Here is a 20,056-nt window from a genome sequence, read left to right as displayed (position 1 = left end):
GGACGTCGCGCCGCTACGCCTTGTGAGCGGCAGCACGAAAGGGCCGGCGATGGACGAGTGGCGATGGCTGAGCGCGGCGGATCTCGGCCGCGGGATCGGGGCCGGGCGGATCGACCCGGTCGAGCTGCACGAAACGTTTCTCGGCGCGATCGAGGCGCATCCACACGCCGGCCGGATCTACGCGCGCACGACGCCCGAGCGCGGCCGCGCCGAGGCCCGGGCCGCAGCCCGCCGGGCCCGCGCCGGCACCCGCCTGTCGCCGCTCGACGGCGTCCCCGTCAGCTGGAAGGACCTGTTCGACAGCGCCGGCGTGGCGACGGAGGCGGGGTCGCGCCTGCTGGCCGGGCGCGTGCCCGACCGCGACGCCGCGGTCCTGCGCACCGCCACCGCGATGGGGCTGGTCTGTCTGGGCAAGACCCACATGTCCGAGCTCGCGTTTTCGGGCCTTGGCCTCAATCCCAAGACCGCGACCTCCCCCAACGTGCACGACCCCGACAGGGTCGCGGGCGGCTCGTCGTCCGGTGCCGCGGCGTCGGTGGCCTTCGGATTGGCTGCGGCGGCCATCGGTTCGGACACCGGCGGATCGGTTCGCGTGCCGTCGGCGTGGAACGATCTGGCCGGGCTCAAGACCACGGCGGGCCGTGTGTCCTGCGATGGCCTCGTTCCGCTCGCCGAGCGCTTCGACACCGTCGGTCCGCTGTGCCGCACGGTCGAGGATTGCGCTCTCGTGCTCGCGGCGCTGGAGGGGCGCCTCCCGCCCGATCTCGGTGCGATGCCTGGCCTCGCCGATCGCAGGTTCGCCGCGCTCACGACCTGCGTGCTCGACGATCTGCGGGCCGAGCCGGCTTCCGCGTACCACGAGTCGCTCGACAGGCTGCGCGCGGCCGGCGCACAGGTCGAAGAGGTCGCCGCTCCGGAACTCGAGGGGCCGATGGCCGAATCCGGGGCGCTCTACACGACGGAGGCCTGCGGCATCTGGGGCGAGCAGATCGCAACGAACGGCACGCAGATGTTCGCGCCGATCCGCGCCCGGTTCGAGGCCGGCGCGGACGTGTCCGGCTCGGCCTATGTCGCGGCATGGCGCCGGCTCGAAGCCGCGCGGCGCCAGTGGGCGGCGCGCATGGGCGGATACGACGCGGTGCTGTGTCCGACCGTGCCGTCGATGCCTCCCGATATCGAACGGTTGATGGGAGACGGTCCGTACTACGTAACGGAGAACCTGCTGGCGCTGCGCAATACCCGCGTCGCCAACCTGATGGGCCTGTGCGCCGTGACGCTGCCGACCGGCGCGCCAAGCTGCGGGCTATCGCTCATGGGCGGTCCGGGCGAAGAGGCGCGGCTCTTGCATCTGGCGCGCGGCGTGGAGGCGACACTTTCGGAGCGTGCCACTCACTGACCGGACAGGGGGCCTGATGGACCCGATCTTCGCAGTCGGAGACATTCACGGACAGGCGGACGAACTCGACCGCGTCCTACGCCTGATCGACGCCGATCCCGATGCCGGGGCGACGGTCGTGTTCCTCGGCGATCTCGTGGATCGTGGGCCGGACAGCCGACGCGTGATCGAAACGGTGCGTGCCGGACAGGAAAGCGGCCGCGACTGGATCTCTCTGCTCGGCAATCACGACCTGTTCTTCCGCGATTTTCTCGATCCGCGCGGGATGAGCGATGCCGAGGCCGCGCACTGGCTCGGACCGAACCTCGGCGGCGACGCCACGCTCGCCTCCTACGGGATCGACCCGCGATCCGCCGACATCGCAGCAGTGCGTGCGATCGCGCGCGAGCAGGTCGATCCCGCGCATCAGGAGTGGCTCGCCGGTCTCGCGCCCAGCCACGAGACCGCGGCGCAGATCTTCGTGCATGCGGGGATCATGCCGGGAGTTCCGTTCGAGGCGCAGGATCCCGACGATCTCGTCTGGATCCGCGAGCCGTTCCTGTCGGATCCGCGCGACCACGGGCGGCTCGTCGTGCATGGTCACACCGCCGCCGAAGGGCCGGTTCATCGCGGCAACCGGGTCAACCTCGACGGCGGGGCCGGGTTCGGCCGGCCCCTCTGTGCCGCCATTCTGCATGGAGCCGAGGTCGCGCTTCTGACCGAAACGGGGCGGGTCCCTCTTCGTCCCGATCCGCCTCATCCTTGAGCGGCGATCCGAGCATCCAACACCTCCCGTCGATTGAGTTTCGCGAAATCACACGCGTCGAGTAGTCTGGCCCGATCGAAACAAAAAAGAGGGATCGGGAGGTACTATGCCGGAAAAGTTCGTGGTGGGCTACGACGGCTCGCCGGCGGGACGACGCGCGCTCGATTTCGCCGTGTCGAATGCCAAGGCCCAGGGCGCGGGTCTCGTGATCGCGCATGTGCTCGAATGGTCGCCCTATTCCTTTCTCACGAAGGAAGAGGTCGAGGAGCGGCACGTGCGCCGCAAGGAAGAGCTGCAGCGCGCCGAGAAGCACGTGATCTCGCCGGTTCGCGAAAAGCTCGACGCAACCGGGCTCGAGATCGAGACAGTCATACGCTACGGCCATTCGGCCGAGATGCTGCTCTCGATCGCCAAGGACGCGGGCGCGACGCAGATCATCGTTGGCCGTGACGGCAATGGCGGCCTCGCGGCGCGCATGTTCGGCTCGACCGCCGGGTCGCTCGTTCAGATCACCACGTTGCCCTGCACGATCGTGCCCTGATGCGGCCTCCACGAAAGGATTCCACGATGACCACCCGATTCCTCGCGGTGTTGGCCGCATTCCTGCTCTGCGCCGTCCCGGCGTCGGCGCAAGACGGCGGCGGCGGACTCGACGCCACCATCAACCAGATCTTCGCCGACTACACGAGCTGGTACGTCGCACTCATCTTCGCCGATCTGCCCGGCACGAACTTCTCCTGGATCGCGCTCTGGCTAGTGGTCGCGGCGCTCATCTTCACGGGCTATTTCGGCTTTATACAGGTCAAGGGCTTCCTGCACTCGATCCGGCTGGTGAAAGGGGACTACTCCGACCCGAACGACGCGGGCGAGGTCAGCCACTTTCAGGCGCTGGCGACCGCGCTGTCGGGGACGGTGGGCCTCGGCAACATCGCGGGCGTCGCGGTGGCCGTGGGCATTGGCGGGCCGGGTGCGACCTTCTGGATGATCATCGCCGGCCTGTTCGGCATGGCGACGAAGTTCACGGAGTGCACGCTCGGCGTGAAGTATCGCAACGAGTACCCGGACGGGACCGTGTCGGGCGGCCCGATGTACTACATGACCAAGGGCTTCAAGGAGCGCGGCCTGCCCGCCGGGCCGATCATGGCGGTGCTGTTCTGCATCTTCACCATCCTCGGCGCCCTCGGCGGCGGCAACATGTTCCAGGCCAACCAGGCGCATGCGCAGCTCGCCGGCGTTCTCGGCGATTACCCGGGATGGATCACCGGGGTGGCGCTCGCGGTGGTCACTTTCGCAGTGATCGCCGGCGGCCTGAAGTCGATCGCCCGCGTGACCGAGAAGATCGTGCCGTTCATGGGCGTGTTCTACGTCATCGTGTCGATCATCATCCTGATCGTGAACTACGACGAGATCCTCTGGGCCTTCGGGCAGATCTTCCAGGGGGCGTTCACCGGGCTCGGGGTGGCCGGCGGCTTTACCGGCGCGCTGATTCAGGGCTTCCGGCGTGCGGCCTTCTCCAACGAGGCCGGTATCGGCTCGGCCGCGATCGCGCACTCGGCGGTCCGGACGAAGGAGCCGGTGACCGAGGGCTACGTCGCCCTGCTCGAGCCGTTCATCGACACCGTCGTGATCTGCACCATGACCGCGCTCGTCATTGTCATCACCGGGGTGCTGAACGTCGATCCCGAAACCGGGCTCTACGTCTGGAACGCCGAGGCGGGTCGCATCTCGACCGAGGGCGAGGTGCAGGGGGTCGAGCTCACGTCCGCCGCCTACGCGCGCGTGCTGCCGTGGTTCCCCGCGCTTCTCGCGATCGCGGTGGTGCTGTTCGCGTTCTCGACGATGCTGTCGTGGTCTTATTACGGCCTGAAGGCGTGGACCTACATCTTCGGCGAGGGAAAGGTGAAAGAGCTGATCTTCAAGACGATCTTCTGCCTCTTCATCATCATCGGCGCGGCGGCGAGCCTCGGTCCGGTGATCGATTTCTCGGACGCGATGCTGTTCTCGATGGCGGTGGTCAACGTGATCGCGCTCTATTTCCTGATGCCGATCGTGCGTGGAGAGCTCGACGACTACGTTCGCCGGCTGCGCTCGGGCGAGATCAAGAAGTTCTCGTGACACCGGTTGCGAGGGGCGGGCGCCATGCCTGCCCCTCGGGTCTGCCGCCGCACCGTGACGGTTCGTGCAGGCGCGCAAAAGAAAACGCCGGGCCGCGCGAGCGGTCCGGCGTTCTTCGTTGGATGTCTTCGCCGGCGCACGGGACCGGGGCCGCCACGTCCGTGGTCAGGCTGCGGAGAGACCCGTATCGAGTGCGGACAGGACCGCGTCGATCTCGGCCTCCGAGATCGTGAGCGGCGGCGACATCAGCAGGTTGGGCGGCCCCATCCGCACCATCGCGCCGGCCTCGTAGGCGGCCTGGTGCACCCGTTTGACCGTCTCGGCGTCCACCGCGGTCTTTGCGTCACGGTCGGACACGAGCTCGAGTGCCGTCATCAGCCCGTGGCCGCCGCGCACGTCGCCGACGATGTCGTGCTTGTCCTTCAGCCGCAGGCACCCTTCGTAGAGCTGCGTTCCGCGCGCCGCCGCGTTCGTCCGGAGATCCTGCCGCAGAGTTTCCTCGAGCGTCGCCACGACAGCGGCCGCGCCGACCGGATGCGCCGAGTAGGTGTAGCCGCTGAAGATCGACCCGTCCGCATCGGCGCCTTCGAAGGCCTCGGCGACCTTGTCGTTCACCATGGTCCCGCCGACCGGGAAGTACCCCGAGGTGATCCCCTTTGCGAGGGTCATCATGTCGGGCTGCACGCCCCAATGGCGCGCGCCGGACCAGTCGCCGGTGCGGCCGAAGCCGGTGATGACCTCGTCGGAGATCAGCAGGATACCGTGCCGGTCGCAGATGTCGCGCATCAGCCGCATGAAGCTTGGATCCGGAACGATCACGCCGCCCGCACCGAGGATCGGCTCCATGATGAACGCGGCGATCGTGTCGGCGCCCTGGAACGCGATCTCGTCCTCTGCAACGGCAGCGATGCGCTGCGCGAGGGCGGCGGGATCGGTCTCGTCGAACGGATTGCGGTACGGGTAGGGCGCCGGCAGGTGCACACAGCCCGGCAAGAGCGGTTCGTAGGCATGGCGGAAGCGCGGATTGCCGTTGACGCTGGCACCGCCGAAATGCGTGCCGTGATAGCCCTTCTTGAGCGACAGGAACTTGGTCCGTGTCGGCTCTCCGCGCAGGCGGTGGTACTGGCGGGCGAGGCGAAGTGCCACGTCCACGCTGTCGGACCCGCCGGAGGTGAAGAACACGCGCGCCATGCCGTCCTCGGCAAAGAACTCACGCACCATCTGGCTGGCTTCGATGGCCGTCGGGTTCGACGTGCCCGCGAACGCCGAGTAGTAGGGCAGGCGGGCCAGCTGATCGGTGATGGCGTCCTTTACCGTCGCGTTGGAATAGCCGAGATTGACGCACCAAAGGCCGCCGACAGCGTCGATCGTCTGGTGCCCGTCGATGTCGGTAATGCGCACGCCTTCGGCCGAAGTGATGACCTTCGGGGGATTCGCCTGTGCCTCGCCCGGGTGGCCCATCGGGTGCCAGAGGTGCCGGGCATTGTTTTCCTTGAGAAAGTTCTCGTCTTTCATGGTCAGCTCCCGCCGAACGTTCGATCCGCGTGGATACGCCCTTTCGCGCGGCGACGGAAGGGGTCACTCGGACGGGAGCAGGACGGCTTCCACACGCCGGTTCCGGCGCCGCCCGGCCTCGGTGAGGTTGGAGTCGACGGGCGCGAGATATCCCGCCCCCTCGGCGGCGGCGCGCGCCGCCGGCAGGCCGTGCCGGTCCCGCAGGTAGCCCGCGGCAGCCTCGGCGCGGCGGCGCGAAAGCGCCTCGTTGGCGGCCAAGGATCCGGTGGCATCGGTGTGCCCGACGAAGAGCACGCGGCGGTCGGGATTGGCCTCGAGATACCCGGCGATGGCGTCGAGCGACGCGACCGCGCCATCGCCGAGGCCAGAGGCTCCGCTGGCAAAATCGACGTCGCCCAGCACGGCGTGACCCCGGGCCTCGAGCCGCGCGATCACGTCGCCCGACGTCCGCGTCGGAGCAGGGGCAGTGGCGGTCGGCGGGCCGGAGGCCGAGAGCACCGGCGCCGGCGCGCTTTCGGTATCTGTCTCGGCATCATCGACCACCACGCGGATTGCCTGCAGCCAGGTGGCCGAGGTGTCGCCGCTGACGAACAGACCGATCGCGGCATCCCCGTCCGGCGCGCGCGCCGACAGGAAGCGGTAATCGGTCAGGTCGACATACATCTCGGGCGCGGGCAGAACCTCGGTCGAGAAACGGAAGTCGAAGCCGCCGCAGCCCTCGGTTTCGCAATCGAGCAGGACCTGCCAACCCGCCTCCTCCAGCGCATCGCGGATCGGGGCGAGGACCTGCAGCGTCGTCAGCGCCCGTCCGCCGACGCGCCAGGCGCGCCGGGTCACCCGGCCGTCCAGCCGCTCGACCGGAAGGGTGCCATCCTCCCAGCGCGCCGTCGGCAGGCGATACGTTGCCGCCGGATCGCTCTGCTCCATCGTCAACTGCGCGCCCGCGGGCAGGGGAAGCTCCACCGCGGCGGCCGGCCCGGCCGGGGATACGAGGCAGCAGGCCAGGAGCGCGGCGCTAGCGAGCCTGCGCGTGGTAATCGTCATTCGGGACCATGGCGGTCGCGCTGGCCACGCGGTTGGTCATGTTGAAGAAGCCCGCGACATTCGCGATGTCCCAGATGTCGTGATCGTTGAAGCCCTGCGCGCGCAATGCCTCCCTGTCGGCCTCCACGATCTCGGCCGACGCGCGCGTCATTTTCTCGGCGAAGGCGAGCATGGCATGGATGCGCGGCTCCAGGTCGGCGCTGCGCCAGTTCATCACCAACCGCTCGCCGAGGACCGGATCGCCCGACAGTTGGCGGACCGCCGCGCCATGCGCGACGAGACAGTAAAAGCAGCGATTCCAGCTCGAAACCACGACCGCGATCATCTCGCGCTCCAGCTTCGTGAGCCCCGACTCCGCCAGCATCAGCTCGTTGTAGAGCCCCGTGAAGGCGTTGAGTTTCTCGATCGAGAAGGCGTGGGCGCGCAGCACGTTCGGCACCATGCCCAGTTTCTCGACGCAGATGTCGAAGTATTTCTGCGTCTCGGGCGGAAGCGGATCGACGGGCGGCAGGTCGAGGGCGGTGGGGCGGTCCCCGCTCATGGCACGCTCCTTACGTTGCACTCCGGTAGTGATAGCCGGCCTGCCGCGCGAACCCAAGGTGCGCGTAGAGCGCGGCCGCGGCCGTGTTGGCTTCCGTGCACAGCGCCGCGATCCGGACGGCGCCCTCCTGGGCAGCCCACTGGGCGGCGGCGATCATCATCCATCGTGCGAGCCCTTGGCGCCGCTGCGACGCGACGATCTCGAGCGCGTGCACGAAGGCGATCCCGTCCGACACCGCGCAAAAGGCCGTGCCGCCAGGCTTGTCGCGGATGCGCCCGAGGATCGAGGTCTTGGGCGACACCGCGCGCGCCATGACCGCGCGCCGCTCCGCGCCGATGCCGCCCGCGGCCCACATCTCGCGCTGGATCGCCAGCGGTTCCCACAGGCAGAAGGCGGTAACGCGCGGCACGTCGATCCCGGCGAGGTCGGCCGTCGGCGCAACGAAGAGAACGGTGGGATCGACCATGCCATAGCCGCGCGCGGCGAGCTCCGTGTCCAGTGCGATGTCGTCGGCGCGCACGCGAAAAAGCGGGGCGTCGCCGCGGGCCCGCATGGCCGCGGCCGCGTCATCGATCTGGGTGGCGCTCCACCCGGGCCGCGCAGTGGCCGCCGACACGCGCTTGCCGCCGCCGGCGCCTTCGCGCAGATCGAAGCCCGGCACCTCGACGCGCCGGACCGGCGGCCAGGTTGCCTCGGACGCCAGCTCGAGCGCGGCCGCGTCGGTCATCCGAAGAGCGCCGCGAGGCGGTCGGCCGCGGCATCGATGCGGCCGGCATCGGTGCCGCGAACCACGACATTCGCGCCGAAACTGTCGCCGTCACGGAACGGGTAGGAGCCGAAGGCCAGGTCGTTGTATTCGCGTGCAAGCTCGCGCAGGGGGCCGGCGATGTCGCCCTCCGCGCGGTCGATGCGGACCGACCGGCTGATCAGCGGCGTGCCCGCGTTCAGCGTCGGCAGCACCCGTGCGAGCATGGCATTGAAGACCGACGGCACACCGGCCATCACGTACACGTTGCCGATGCGGAACCCCGGCGCCGCCGACACCTCGTTCTCGATCAATTCGGCGTCGTCGGGGATCCGCGCCATGCGCAGCCGGGCCTCGTTCATCTCGCGGCCCGTCTCGGCGTAGAATGCCGCCATGAGCGCGCGCGCGTCCTCGCGAACGCCGATGTGCACGCCGAAGGCCGCGGCGACGGCATCGGCCGTGATGTCGTCGTGCGTGGGGCCGATCCCGCCCGACGTGACGACCACGTCATGCGCCGCGCGCAACGCATCGAGCGCCGAGACGATCGCATCGTGGTCGTCGCTGACGATGCGCGCTTCCTTGAGGTCGATCCCGGCCGCGGTGAATTGCTGCGCGAGGTGGTGCAGGTTCGCGTCGCGCGTTCGGCCCGACAGGATCTCGTCGCCGATCACGAGCATTGCGGCGGTCGGGTTCGGCATCGGCATCTCCTTGGGCTCGGCACGCCGCTGAGGTATAGACCCCCGCCATGCTGTTTCAAACGCCTCTCCGTCCGGCCACGCTTCTGCGTCGCTACAAGCGCTTTCTCGCGGACATCCGGCTGGACGACGGAAGCGAGCATGTCGCGCATGTCGCCAATCCGGGCTCGATGCTCGGCCTGGCCGAGCCGGGCACGCGGATCTGGGTCGAGCACAACGACGACCCGCGAAAGAAGCTGCGCTATGCGTGGAAGCTCGTGGAACACCAAACCGGCGCCTTCACCGGCGTCGACACGGGCCTGCCCAACAGGATGTTGCGCGCGGCCTTCATCGAACGCGCCGTACCGGGCTTCGAGGGGTATGACGACGTGCGGCCCGAGCAGCGCTACGGCACCGGGAGCCGGATCGATTTCCTGCTGCGCGGCGCCGGACGTCCAGACGCCTATGTCGAGGTCAAGTCGGTGACTCTGTCGCGCCGGGCCGGTATCGCCGAGTTTCCCGACAGCGTCACCGCCCGGGGCGCGAAGCACCTTGACGAATTGTCAGAGATGGCGCGGTCGGGTCACCGCGCCGTGATGCTTTACCTCGTGCAGCGCACCGACGCCGCGGCGGTGACGTTGGCCGCGGACCTCGATCCCGGCTATGTGCGCGCCTTCGAGCGTGCCCGCGCGGCGGGAGTCGAAGCGGTCGCTCTCGGGTGCGATCTCTCGCCCGCCGGGGCCGCCCTGGCCGAGTCGTTGCCGTTCACGAGCACATGAACTTGTCAAGCTGCACTGCGGCATCGGTCTGGAAATCGGCGCGCCGACGCACTACAACTACGGAACAAAAGGGATTCTGGAATTGGACGAAGATGCGCGCGGCCGCCTGACCCGGGACGGGATCCGCATTTACGATCGGGATGACTTCGCCGGCATGCACAGGGCCGGCGCCCTCGCGGCCCAGCTGCTCGACGAGGTGGCTGAGCGTGTCTGGCCGGGGCAAACGACCGGCGCGATCGACGACTACATTCGCGGCCGGATCACCGACGAAGGCGCGACCTCCGCGACAATCGGCTACAAGGGCTACCAGCACGCCACCTGCATCAGCGTGAACCATGTGGTCTGCCACGGCATCCCCGGCGACAAGAAGCTGAAGGACGGCGACATCCTCAACATCGACATCACCGTGATCGTCGATGGATGGTATGGCGACACCAGCCGCATGTACGTGGCCGGCAAGCTGCCCCGCCGCGCCGAACGGCTGATCCAGGTCACGCATGACAGCCTGATGATCGGCATCGAGGCGGTGAAGCCGGGCAATACCTTCGGTGACATCGGCAATGCGATCCAGAGCTACGTGGAAGGTCAGCGCATGTCGGTCGTGCGGGATTTCTGCGGCCACGGGCTCGGCCGGGTGTTCCACGCGCCGCCGAACGTGCTGCACTACGGGCGAGCAGGCACCGGTCCGGTGCTCGAAGAGGGCATGTTCTTCACGATCGAGCCGATGGTAAACCTCGGCCGCCCCGAGACCAAGGTTCTTGCCGACGACTGGACCGCGGTGACCCGCGACAAGTCCCTGTCGGCGCAGTTCGAGCACTCCGTCGGCGTGACGGGCGACGGGGTGGAGATCTTCACGCTCTCGCCCGCGGGGCGCTTCCACCCGACTTATGGTTGACGCCGCGGCGGCGCCCGCCGAGGAGGGCGCGCCGCAGTCCGTGATCTGGACGCTGTCGGCCTGCAACTTCGTGATCGGCATGGGCGCGTTCGTGGTCATCGGCCTTCTGGAGCCGGTGGCGCAAGGTTTTGGCGTGTCGCGGGCCGAGGCCGGCTGGCTTATGACGGTCTACGCGATCGCCTACGCCGTGCTCTCGCCGCTTCTCGTGTCGGCCACCGGACGGATCGGGCGCCGCCGGGTGCTGGCCTTCGGGCTTCTGGTTTTTGCAATTGGAACGTTTGTGTCTGCGATGGCGCCGTCGCTTTGGATGCTGATGGCCGGGCGCGGGATCATGGCCGCCGGTGCGGGCATGTTCACGCCGGTCTCGGCGGCGGTCGCGGCGGCTCTGACGCCACCTGCCATGCGAGGCCGCGCGCTGGCTGCCGTGGTGTTCGGCCTGACGCTGGCGCAGGTCGCGGGCGTGCCGGCCGGGGGCTGGATCGCCTATTCCTTCGGCTGGCGCGGCGCGTTCTGGATGATCCTCGCGCTCGCGCTGGCCGGCATCGCGCTGGTCTGGACGCGGGTTCCGAAAGGACTGCGGCTCGATCCGGTCACGCTGCGCGATCTCGGGCTCGTGCTGCGCGACGGTCTGGCGATGGGCGCGGTGCTCTTTACCGCGTCGTTCCTCGCGGCGGTCTTCATCCTTTACACCTACCTCACGCCGCTTTTGACCGACACGATGGGGTGGGGCCGGGACGGCATCACCGCGCTTCTGGTGATCTATGGCGGCGGCGCCGTGGCGGGAAACCTGATGGGCGGCTGGATGGCCGACCGGCTTGGCGCGATCCGCACACTCGTGGTGCTGACGCTCTGCCAGATCGTCGTCATGCCCGTGTTTTCGGGTCTGCCCTACCCGCAAGCAGCGGTCTTCGTGCTGGCGTTGGTGTGGGCGCTGGTGGGCTGGTCCTTCATGGCGGCGCAGCAGGTGCGCCTTCTGGCCATCGCCCCGGGCGAGGCGAGCGTCGTGCTCGCGCTCAATGCCGCGGCAATCTACGTCGGAGCGGCGATCGGGTCGGCCGTCGGCGGGGCGGTTCTGGCGCGCTTCGGTCTCGGCGCGCTTGGCATCGGCGGGGGTGTCGCGGCGCTCTGGGTGCTGTGCCACATCCTCTGGTCGCACCGCGCGGCAGTGCTCGCCGGCCGGGCCTAGCAGGCCGTCAGCAGCGTCACGTGCGTGTCGCCGTAGCGGCGACTCTCCAGCGCCTCGAACCCCTCGGGCGCCGGTTGCGGCGCGGCCTCTTCCCAGACCACGAGCGTCCCCGGGGCCAGCCAGCCGCCGGCCCGCGCGGCTGTGAGGGCGCGGGCGCCCAGATCCTTGCCATAGGGCGGATCGAGGAACACGAGGGTCGCCGCGGCCTCTGCGGGCGGCAGGCGGGTCGCGTCGCGCCCTATGATCCTGGAGGACGTCTCAAGGTCGAGGGCGCGAAGATTCTCCCGCAAGAGCCGCTGCGCCGCGCGCCCGTCGTCGACGAAGGTGGCGTGCGCCGCGCCGCGCGACAGCGCCTCGATCCCGAGCGCGCCGGTACCGGCGAACAGGTCGAGCACCCGCGCATCGGCGAACGGATCGCCGAAGCGGCCACCGGCCAGCATGTTGAACAGAGCCTCACGCACGCGGTCGGTGGTCGGGCGCAGATGCGCGCCCGGATCCCCCCGCCCGACGCTGGCGAGCGTCCGGCCCCTGAGGCGCCCGGCCACGATCCTCATGCGCGCAAAAGCGCCTTGAGGTCGGTCGCGGGGTCGCCGACCGTGGCGGGGTCGGGAGAGCGTCCGGCCTCGATCATCCGTTTTCCGACCATGTAGGCCCGCGGATCGTTCATAGCGTCGACGGCGATGAGGTCGTCCCCGCGAAAATACCAGTGCGACGTCGCGCCGTTTTCTCCGGGCCTGACGACCACGCGGTCCGCCCCGGTGCCCAGCCCTGCGATCTGCAGCTTCACGTCGTACTGGTCCGACCAGAACCACGGTTTCGGCACATAAGGCGTTTCGGCCCCGAGGATGTTGTCGGCGACCGCCTCGGCCTGGTCGATGGCGTTGCCCACGCTTTCCAGGCGCATCCGGCCGCCGTCATGCGGAAACGACGCGCAGTCGCCGGCGGCCCAGATCGCCGGGTCGGAGGTGCGGCCGAGTGCGTCCGTCGCGATCCCGTTGTCGATCGCGAGGCCCGCCGCTTCCGCGAGGGCTGTGGCGGGCGCGATCCCGACGCCGACCACGGCGAAGTCGATGGCGATCTCGGTGCCGTCCGACAGCTCTGCGCCTGTCACGTGGCCGGTCCCGACCAGCCGCACGAGGCCCGTTCCCTCCACGATGCGCACGCCGTGCGCGGCGTGCAGCGCGCGGAAGTAGTCGGAGGTCTCGGGCGCGGCCACGCGCGACAGGATCCGCGGCGCGGCCTCGACCAGTGTGACGTCGAGCCCGCGTTTCGCGGCGACGGCCGCCGCCTCCAGCCCGATATAGCCGCCACCAACGACGAGAACGCGCGCACCGGTGCCGAACCGGTGCGCCATCGCGTCGATATCGGCAAGGTTGCGCACGGTGGCGACACCGTCGAGGTCTCCGCCGATTGCGGCGGGCAGACGGCGCGGCACCGACCCCGTGGTCAGCGCCAGCGCGTCGTATGGCAAAGCCTCGGCGCCGACCCGCACCGTTCGGGCCGCACGGTCGATCGCCTCCACCGCCGCGCCGGTCCGCAACTCGATGCCTTGCTCGGCGTAGAAGCTCTCGGGCCGAAGGTAGAGCCGCTCGGCCGGCATTTCGCCCATGAGATAGGCCTTCGACAGGGGCGGACGCTGATAGGGCGGCACCGGCTCTTCGCCCACGAGCGTCAGGCTGCCGTCGAACCCTTTGGCCCGCAACCGTGCCACCAGAGATGCCCCGGCCTGGCCCGCTCCGACGACGACGATCCGCTCCATGATCCTCTCCTGCATTGCCTTTCGGCGGGCTAGCCTATTTGCCCGGGCACGGGAACACCAATCACAGGAAGGGACGGGTATGCCGATCACCGAAGGAGACACGCTGCCGGGCGCGACGCTGGTCAAGCTGGGCGACGACGGGCCGGAGCCGGTGGAACTGGGTCAGAAGCTGGACGGCCGCCGCGTCGTGATCTTCGCCGTGCCGGGGGCCTATACGCCGACCTGCCACTCCGCACACGTGCCGAGCTTTATTCGTACGAAGGACACGCTGGAGGAAAAAGGCGTGGACGAGATCATCTGCGTGTCGGTCAACGATCCGTTCGTGATGGCCGCGTGGGGAGAGGCGACAGGCGCAACAGCGGCGGGCATCACCATGCTCTCGGACGCCGAATCCGCCTTCACCCAGGCGATCGGGATGGATTTCACCGCGCCGCCCGCCGGCCTCATCAACCGCTCGCGCCGCTACGCCATGCTGGTCGAAAGCGGCGTCGTGAAGGTGCTCCATGTCGAGGAAAGCCCGGGCCAGTGCGACGTTTCGGCGGGCGAGGCAATGGCAGAAGCCATCTGAGTCCCGGGTCTTTGGCGCCGACCCGACGTCCGGGTCGGCGTGTCCGGGACCTGATGCGCGGATGGCGCGCCTGGCTCCGCGACAGCGTGGCGGGGCGCGCGCAGCACCGCGTCACGCGGCTGTCAGAGCGCGTCCATCTTCCGCGCGAGCTTCGCGTCGCGCGAGGACAGCCCGCCGACGTCGTGGCTGGTCAGTGTGACCTCGACCGTGTTGTAGGTGTTCGACCATTCCGGGTGGTGGTCCCACTTGTCGGCCCAGATCGCGGCCCGGGTCATCCAGCCGAAGGCATCCGCGAAGTCGTCGAACTTGAACGTCTTGGTGATCGCGTCCCGCCCCTCGGTCAGCGTCCAGCCGCTCTCGAAGAGCGGCGCCAGCATGGTGTCTCGGGCGGTGTCGCTCAGTTTCTCGCTCATTCCTGCTCCTCTACATTCGCTTTGCGGAACGGGCCGTAGGAGGTGAGGATCTCGATATCCTCGTCGATGGCCCGCCGCTCGGCTTCGAGGTAGCGCGACACGGCGTCGGCGAAACCCTCGTCTCCGACCCAGTGGAGCGAGTGGCATTCGCTCGGCAGATAGCCGCGGGCGAGCTTGTGCTCGCCCTGCGCGCCGGCCTCGACCCGGCCGAGCCCGTGATCGATCGCGAAGTCGATCGCGCGATAGTAGCAGGCCTCGAAATGCAGGCAGGAATGATGCTCGGTGCAGCCCCAGTAGCGCCCGAACAGCGCGTCCCGACCGATGAAGTTGAGCGCGCCGGCGACGTAGCGCCCGTCGCGGCGGGCCAGCACAAGCGCGATGTCGTCGCGCAGCGTCTCCTGCGCGATGTCGAAGAACTTGCGCGTGAGGTAGGGCGCGCCCCACTTCCGCGCGCCAGTGTCCTGGTAGAAGACCCAGAACGCGTCCCAATGCTCGGGGCGGAGGCCGTCGCCGGTCAGTGTCTCGATCTCGCCGCCGAAATCGTTCGCGGTGCGTCGTTCCTTGCGGATCGTTTTGCGCTTGCGCGAAGACAATTCGGCGAGGAAAGCGTCGAAATCCGGGTAGCCGCGGTTGAGCCAGTGAAACTGCTGCGTCACCCGGCGCATCAGCCCGATTTCCTCGCCTGCCTCGGCCTCCTCCTCCGTGCAGAAGGTGACGTGCATCGAAGAGATCTGATTGTTGGCGGCCAGCTGGACCGCGCCCTGGATCAGCGCCGCGCGCCCCTCGGCTTCAAAGCCCGGCTTTGTCAGGAACCGCCGCCCGGTGGCCGGAGTGAATGGCACCGCGATCTGCAGTTTCGGATAGTAGCGGCCGCCCGCGCGCTCGAACGCATGGGCCCAGGAGTGATCGAAGATGTATTCCCCCTGGCTGTGCGCCTTGGCGTAGAGGGGAGCGCAGGCGATCACCTCGCCGTCGAGTTCGGCCGTCAGATAATGCGGATCCCATCCGGTGCCGGTGCCGACCGAGCCGCTGGCCTCGAGCGCCTTGAGGAACCGGAAAGTGGTGAACGGATCGTGCGGACGCCCGCCATCGGCCGTTTCAGGGCAGGCGCAGGCATCCCAGGTGTCCTGCCCGATGGCGTCGAGGCTGTGATGGGCGGTGACGGACAGCGTGCGGTTCGGGGTCTCACAGGTCATCGGGCGCTCCCTTCCGCGGCATGATCTGTGCCCGCGGGGCAGGGCTTCAAGCGGCGTATCCCTCGAACGTGATATTGTCGGCCACGCGCCGCGCCGCTGCCTCGTCTTCGGGCGACCGCACGGTCCAGCACAGGATCGGCAGGCCCGCGGCCTTGAGTTCCGCGATGCGCGGAGCCTCGAGGTCGGCGGCCTCGTGGCTCACGAAGGACGCGCCGGCGGCCATGATGTGCGGGATCGGGCGCAGGGCCGCGCGGACCTCTTCGCGCAGCGCCGGCCACGCCTCGGGCGCGAAGGCAGAGGTCGTCAGCCCGCGCGGGATATCCGGCGCCAGATCGGCCAGCGCGATGACGCTGTTGGGATTGAACGACATGACCGCGACCGGACCGTCGTACCCGCCGAGCGCATGCGCCGCATCCTGTTCGAGAAGGCCGATGCGCGGGCCCATCTGCCCGTCCTGGTCCTTGATCTCGACCAGGAGCGGCACCCGGCCGGCCACGAGGTCGAGCACTTCGGCGAGGGTCGGAATGCCCTCCGCGGTGCCACCCAGCCGCAGATCGGCGAGTTCGGCCGCGCTGCGCTGTCGGATCGGGCCCGGAACGCCGGTCAGGCGGCGCAAGTCGTAATCGTGAAAGACCATCGCGGTGCCGCAGGCGGCAAGCTGCAGGTCAATCTCGATCCCGTAGCCGGCCTCCACAGCCGCGCGAATGGCCGCGCGGCTGTTCTCGGGACGGTCAGCGGACGCGTCGTGCAGCGCGCGATGCGCGAGCGGGCGGTCCAGAAAGACCGCTGGCAAGGCGGGCGCGCCGGTCATTCGAGTTCGAAGATGCCCTCGATCTCGACGGCGACGCCCATCGGCAACGACGCGGCCGACACCGCCGATCGGGCATGCGCGCCGCCGGTGCCCACGACCTCGCCCAGAAGGTCGGACGCGCCATTGATCACCTTGGGCTGGTCGATGAAGTCTGGCGTCGAATTGACGAAGCCGGTGAGTTTCACGACGCGCTTGAGCCGCGCGAGATCGCCGTCGCAGGCGGCCTTGACCTGCGCCAGCAGGGACAGCGCGCACAGCCGCGCGGCCTCCGCGCCTTCCTCGACCGACATGCTGTCGCCGAGCTTGCCAGTCACGAGGCCGTCCGGGCGCTGGCTGATCTGGCCGGACACGTAAAGCGTCTGTCCAACCTTGACGTAGGGCACGTAGTTCGCCGCGGGTGCGGGCGCCTCGGGCAGGTGGTAGCCCTTTTCGACGAGTCGCGTTTCGATGGCGTGGGTCATGCTCTGGCCTTCCGGTTCGATGTCTCACCGCGACGGTAGGCAAGGGCACGCCGGGTCGCGAGCCCTTTTCGCGGCCGAGCTTCGGCTTTTTTTGCTGCGACCGATCGCCCGGACACTTGCCCCGCGCGTCAGCCTCAGCTCTCGCGGAACGCCTTGGCGAAGTAGTCGGTGAAGGGTTTCACGAGATAGGCGAGCGGCGTGCGGTCGGCGGTGCGCACGAACGCCTCGACCGGCATCCCGGGGATCAGCGTCACGCCCTCGGGCAAGCGGTCGATCTGGCCTTCCGACAGCATGATCTCGGCGCGGTAGTAGCTCTGGCCGCTATCTTCGTTGGTGAATGCGTCGGCGGACACCTGCGTCACGTTGCCGAAGAGTTCGGGCGTCTGCCGCTGATCGAGCGCCGAAAAGCGCAGAGTCACGTCCTGCCCGGCGAAGAGCTGGTCGATATGGATCGGCGGCACCTGCGCGGTGATGATAAGGGGGCGATCCTGCGGCACGATATACATGACCGGGTCGGCGGACCGGATCACCGAGCGGGGGGTGAACACCTGCAGCCCGTAGACGACGCCGCCGACCGGCGCTGTGATGTCGAGCCGCGACAGACGCTCGCGCAGCGCGCGGCGCTCCTCGGCCAGTTCGCGTTCGCGGTATTGCAGGTCACGCAGTTCGGTGATCGCCTGCTCGCGGCGCTGGTTCCGCAGCTTGATCTGCTCGATCTCGATCTCGGTGACGCGGCCCTCGGCCTGTGCCTTGGAGGCGCGCAATTCGCCCACGCGGCCGGACAGGTTTGCCTGTTCGCGCTGGAGTGACAGAACCCGGCTGGCCTGCGCGAGGCCGCGGTCGAGCAGCGATTGCTGATCCGAAAGCTCGCTCTCGATCAGCTCGAGCTGGCGGCCGAGGGCTTCCTGCTGCGCCTCGATCCCGAGGATCTGGTCGCTGGTCTGCTGTGCGCGTTTCTCGAGCTGCTCGACCTCTCGGGCGATGCTTTCGTTTCGCGCGTTAAAGAGATTGCGTTGCCCCTCGACGGCGTCGGCGATCTCCGGATCGTTTTCGGCAATCTCTAGCACCTCGTCGGGAAAGGTGATGCTGTCGTTCTCGTCGCGCTCTGCCTGCAGCCGGGCGCGGCGGGCCATCAGTTCGAAATACTGGTCCTCGATGATCGTCAGCTCGGACAGCAGCAGCGTCGGATCGAGCCGGATCAGGACGTCGCCGGCCTCGACCGTGTCGCCTTCGTCGACGAGGATGTCGGACACCACCCCGCCGTCCGGATGCTGGACGACCTGTCGGTTCTGGTCGACCTCGATCTGGCCGCCGGCGATGATGGCGCCGGAAATGTTCGTGGTCGCCGCCCAAGTGCCGAAGCCCCCGACGAGCAGGCACAGCACGGCAAGCCCGAGGATCATCGGGCCCCGCAGCGAAAACTGGGTCTTGTCGCTCATCGCACGCCTCCCGGCATCGCGGCCGTCTTCTGGATTTCGTCGTGGTTCTTCACCATCGAACGCAGCACTTCGTCCTTCGGACCGAAGGCCGCGCGGGCGCCGCCCTCGAGCATCAGGAGCATGTCGCATTCGACGATCGCGGCGGGGCGATGCGCCATGATGAGAACCGATTTGCCCTCTTCCTTCATCCGGCGGATCGCCTGATTGACCGCCTGGCTGCCCTCGTTGTCGAGGTTGGAATTGGGCTCGTCGAGAACGAGGATCACCGGATCTCCGTACATGGCGCGGGCGAGACCGATGCGCTGCATCTGGCCGCCCGACAACCGGCCGCCGGCAGCGGTGACCCGGGTGTTGTAGCCTTCGGGTAGCTTCAGGATCATCTCGTGTGCCGCGGCCTTCTTGGCGGCCTCGACGACGGCGGCGTCGTCGGGCGCGGTGGACAGCCGCGCAATGTTCTCGGCGATCGTCCCGTCGAACAGCGTGACCCGTTGCGGCAGGTAGCCGATGTGCTGGCCAAGGACGTCCGGCCCGTACTGATCGAGAGTCGCACCGTCGAGCCGGATCTTGCCGCCAGCCGGGCGCCACACCCCGGTCAGGGCGCGCGCGAGCGTCGATTTGCCGGCTCCCGAGGGCCCGATCACGCCAAGCGCGTGGCCGGGCTCGAGCGTGAAGTTGACGATGCGCAGCGACGCCTGGCTTTCTCCGGGTGGCACGACCGTCAGTTGCTGGACCTCGATCTTGGCGCGGGGGCGCGGCAGGTCGTGGCGCTGTGACTCCGGTGGCACCTCGGACAGGAGCTGTGCGAGGTTCTTCCAGCCCTTGCGCGCGCGCTGCACCAGCGCCCATTGGCCGATAGCGAGCTCGATCGGCGCAAGCGCGCGGCCCATCAGGATCGACCCGGCGATCATCGCGCCGGGCGTCAGTTCGCCCTGCAGCACGAGGTAGGCGCCGAGGCCGAGCATCGCGGATTGCAGCAGGAGGCGCAGGGTCCGCGTCAGCGTCGTGAACGAACTGGTAAGGTCGGACGAGCCGATCTGCCCCTGCAGCGACTTGGCCCGCGCGTCGTTCCAGCGCAGGAAGGCGGCGCGGCGCATCCCGAGCGCCTGCACCATCTCGGATTCCTGTCGAAGCTGGTCCGAGATCCGTTCGGCCTGCATGGTCGCGACGTTGGATTTCAGCGTCGGGTTGCGGGTGACGAACTGGTTCACGACCGTGATTGCGATCAGTACCGCGCCGCCGGTGACGGCGAGCGCCCCGAGCCAGGGGTGAAACAGCGCGATTCCGAACAGGAAAACCGGCGTCCACGGAATGTCGAAGAACGCCATCAGCACCGGCGATGACATCAGGCGCTGGATCGATTCGAGGTCGCGCAGACCGGTCGCCGCCAGTTCGTCGGGTTGCGTGGCGGAGCGCCGCACCACCGCGTCGAAGACACGGGTGTCGAGCTTCGACTGGAACCGTGCCGCGACCCGGCCCATCACGCGACCCCTGGTGTAGTCCAGAAGCCCCATCATGCCGTAGAGGAACACCACGAGCACCGACAGTGCGACGAGCGTCGCGACGGAGCGCGAGCCGAGCACGCGATCGTAGACCTGCAGCATGTAGAGCGGGCCGGTCAGCATCAGCAGGTTCACGAAGAAGCTGAAGATCCCGACGAACCAGAAATAGGGCCGGCTTTCGCGCCGGGCCGCGCGCAGCTCGTCCAGTCCCTTTTCGTTGTCCGGCTGCGGCATTCCCGGTCTCCCGTCTGGCAGGTCGGGCGGTCTGCGCCCTC

Annotated in this window: 21 protein-coding genes; 8 read left to right on the top strand and 13 right to left on the bottom strand. The window is 68.6% G+C overall.

Features of this window, described 5'->3' with window-relative positions; translation table 11 throughout:
- Window positions 1-49 precede the first annotated feature (49 nt).
- The 4 genes from ROJ8625_RS03270 to ROJ8625_RS03255 all read left to right on the top strand — a co-directional run bounded on the left by ROJ8625_RS03270 (window position 50) and on the right by ROJ8625_RS03255 (window position 4,256).
- Window positions 50-1,396: an amidase gene (locus ROJ8625_RS03270; protein WP_085790396.1), complete on the top strand. Its 1,347-nt coding sequence runs from the start codon at window positions 50-52 to the stop codon at window positions 1,394-1,396.
- Window positions 1,397-1,412: 16 nt separating this feature from the next.
- Window positions 1,413-2,141 (top strand): metallophosphoesterase family protein, encoded by a 729-nt coding sequence (locus tag ROJ8625_RS03265; RefSeq protein WP_085790395.1) that lies wholly within the window; start codon window positions 1,413-1,415, stop codon window positions 2,139-2,141.
- Window positions 2,142-2,247: 106 nt separating this feature from the next.
- On the top strand, window positions 2,248-2,682 hold the full coding sequence (locus tag ROJ8625_RS03260; RefSeq protein ID WP_085790394.1) for a universal stress protein: 435 nt from the start codon (window positions 2,248-2,250) through the stop codon (window positions 2,680-2,682).
- Window positions 2,683-2,708: 26 nt separating this feature from the next.
- A complete protein-coding gene (locus ROJ8625_RS03255) occupies window positions 2,709-4,256 on the top strand; it encodes an alanine/glycine:cation symporter family protein (RefSeq protein ID WP_085790393.1) in 1,548 nt (515 codons plus the stop codon).
- A 165-nt stretch (window positions 4,257-4,421) separates the two neighbouring features.
- Here ROJ8625_RS03255 and ROJ8625_RS03250 read toward each other — a convergent pair whose 3' ends face one another.
- The 5 genes from ROJ8625_RS03250 to ROJ8625_RS03230 all read right to left on the bottom strand — a co-directional run bounded on the left by ROJ8625_RS03250 (window position 4,422) and on the right by ROJ8625_RS03230 (window position 8,799).
- Window positions 4,422-5,771, bottom strand: coding sequence for an aminotransferase class III-fold pyridoxal phosphate-dependent enzyme (locus ROJ8625_RS03250; RefSeq protein ID WP_085790392.1), 1,350 nt, complete (start codon window positions 5,769-5,771; stop codon window positions 4,422-4,424).
- Between the two features lie 63 nt (window positions 5,772-5,834).
- Window positions 5,835-6,815, bottom strand: coding sequence for an OmpA family protein (locus ROJ8625_RS03245; RefSeq protein ID WP_085790391.1), 981 nt, complete (start codon window positions 6,813-6,815; stop codon window positions 5,835-5,837).
- Window positions 6,787-7,356 (bottom strand): peroxidase-related enzyme, encoded by a 570-nt coding sequence (locus tag ROJ8625_RS03240; RefSeq protein ID WP_085790390.1) that lies wholly within the window; start codon window positions 7,354-7,356, stop codon window positions 6,787-6,789. Before ROJ8625_RS03240 ends, ROJ8625_RS03245 begins: the two co-directional genes overlap by 29 nt.
- Window positions 7,357-7,366: 10 nt before the next feature.
- Window positions 7,367-8,083 (bottom strand): GNAT family N-acetyltransferase, encoded by a 717-nt coding sequence (locus tag ROJ8625_RS03235; RefSeq protein ID WP_085790389.1) that lies wholly within the window; start codon window positions 8,081-8,083, stop codon window positions 7,367-7,369.
- The gene (locus tag ROJ8625_RS03230; protein WP_085790388.1) at window positions 8,080-8,799 is read right to left on the bottom strand and encodes a competence/damage-inducible protein A; all 720 of its coding nucleotides are present in this window, start codon (window positions 8,797-8,799) and stop codon (window positions 8,080-8,082) included. The genes ROJ8625_RS03235 and ROJ8625_RS03230 overlap by 4 nt, the downstream gene beginning before the upstream one ends.
- A 47-nt stretch (window positions 8,800-8,846) precedes the next feature.
- On the opposite strand from ROJ8625_RS03230, the gene sfsA reads away from it, so the two are divergent.
- The 3 genes from sfsA (at window position 8,847) to ROJ8625_RS03215 (ending at window position 11,635) form a co-directional block, all read left to right on the top strand.
- Window positions 8,847-9,554, top strand: a complete 708-nt coding sequence (sfsA, locus tag ROJ8625_RS03225; RefSeq protein WP_085790387.1) for a DNA/RNA nuclease SfsA — start codon at window positions 8,847-8,849, stop codon at window positions 9,552-9,554.
- Between the two features lie 82 nt (window positions 9,555-9,636).
- Window positions 9,637-10,449, top strand: a complete 813-nt coding sequence (gene map / locus ROJ8625_RS03220) for a type I methionyl aminopeptidase (protein WP_085790386.1) — start codon at window positions 9,637-9,639, stop codon at window positions 10,447-10,449.
- On the top strand, window positions 10,442-11,635 hold the full coding sequence (locus ROJ8625_RS03215; RefSeq protein ID WP_085790385.1) for an MFS transporter: 1,194 nt from the start codon (window positions 10,442-10,444) through the stop codon (window positions 11,633-11,635). The genes map and ROJ8625_RS03215 overlap by 8 nt, the downstream gene beginning before the upstream one ends.
- Here the strand turns inward: ROJ8625_RS03215 and rsmD are convergent.
- Window positions 11,632-12,189, bottom strand: a complete 558-nt coding sequence (gene rsmD / locus ROJ8625_RS03210; protein ID WP_085790384.1) for a 16S rRNA (guanine(966)-N(2))-methyltransferase RsmD — start codon at window positions 12,187-12,189, stop codon at window positions 11,632-11,634. The genes ROJ8625_RS03215 and rsmD overlap by 4 nt on opposite strands.
- Window positions 12,186-13,394, bottom strand: a complete 1,209-nt coding sequence (locus ROJ8625_RS03205; RefSeq protein WP_085790383.1) for an NAD(P)/FAD-dependent oxidoreductase — start codon at window positions 13,392-13,394, stop codon at window positions 12,186-12,188. The genes rsmD and ROJ8625_RS03205 overlap by 4 nt, the downstream gene beginning before the upstream one ends.
- A gap of 79 nt (window positions 13,395-13,473) precedes the next feature.
- On the opposite strand from ROJ8625_RS03205, the gene ROJ8625_RS03200 reads away from it, so the two are divergent.
- Complete coding sequence (locus ROJ8625_RS03200; RefSeq protein WP_085790382.1) at window positions 13,474-13,962, top strand: peroxiredoxin; 489 nt, start codon at window positions 13,474-13,476, stop codon at window positions 13,960-13,962.
- A gap of 122 nt (window positions 13,963-14,084) precedes the next feature.
- On the opposite strand, the gene ROJ8625_RS03195 is transcribed toward ROJ8625_RS03200, so the two are convergent.
- The 6 genes from ROJ8625_RS03195 to ROJ8625_RS03170 all read right to left on the bottom strand — a co-directional run bounded on the left by ROJ8625_RS03195 (window position 14,085) and on the right by ROJ8625_RS03170 (window position 20,015).
- A complete protein-coding gene (locus ROJ8625_RS03195; RefSeq protein WP_085790381.1) occupies window positions 14,085-14,375 on the bottom strand; it encodes a 4a-hydroxytetrahydrobiopterin dehydratase in 291 nt (96 codons plus the stop codon).
- Entirely contained in the window at window positions 14,372-15,571 is a 1,200-nt protein-coding gene (locus ROJ8625_RS03190) for a GNAT family N-acetyltransferase (RefSeq protein WP_085790380.1), read from the bottom strand. Before ROJ8625_RS03190 ends, ROJ8625_RS03195 begins: the two co-directional genes overlap by 4 nt.
- A gap of 46 nt (window positions 15,572-15,617) precedes the next feature.
- Window positions 15,618-16,382 carry a glycerophosphodiester phosphodiesterase family protein gene (locus ROJ8625_RS03185; RefSeq protein WP_085790379.1) on the bottom strand — a complete coding sequence of 255 codons (765 nt, stop codon included), beginning with the start codon at window positions 16,380-16,382 and terminating at the stop codon, window positions 15,618-15,620.
- The gene (locus ROJ8625_RS03180; RefSeq protein ID WP_085790378.1) at window positions 16,379-16,843 is read right to left on the bottom strand and encodes a RidA family protein; all 465 of its coding nucleotides are present in this window, start codon (window positions 16,841-16,843) and stop codon (window positions 16,379-16,381) included. The genes ROJ8625_RS03185 and ROJ8625_RS03180 overlap by 4 nt, the downstream gene beginning before the upstream one ends.
- A gap of 134 nt (window positions 16,844-16,977) precedes the next feature.
- Window positions 16,978-18,282 (bottom strand): HlyD family type I secretion periplasmic adaptor subunit, encoded by a 1,305-nt coding sequence (locus ROJ8625_RS03175; protein ID WP_085790377.1) that lies wholly within the window; start codon window positions 18,280-18,282, stop codon window positions 16,978-16,980.
- The gene (locus tag ROJ8625_RS03170; RefSeq protein ID WP_085790376.1) at window positions 18,279-20,015 is read right to left on the bottom strand and encodes a type I secretion system permease/ATPase; all 1,737 of its coding nucleotides are present in this window, start codon (window positions 20,013-20,015) and stop codon (window positions 18,279-18,281) included. Before ROJ8625_RS03170 ends, ROJ8625_RS03175 begins: the two co-directional genes overlap by 4 nt.
- Window positions 20,016-20,056 lie beyond the last annotated feature (41 nt).

This window comes from Roseivivax jejudonensis (assembly GCF_900172265.1).
Lineage (GTDB): Bacteria > Pseudomonadota > Alphaproteobacteria > Rhodobacterales > Rhodobacteraceae > Roseivivax > Roseivivax jejudonensis.
Note: the sequence above shows the minus strand (reverse complement) of the source record. Positions and strands in the feature narration are given on the sequence as shown.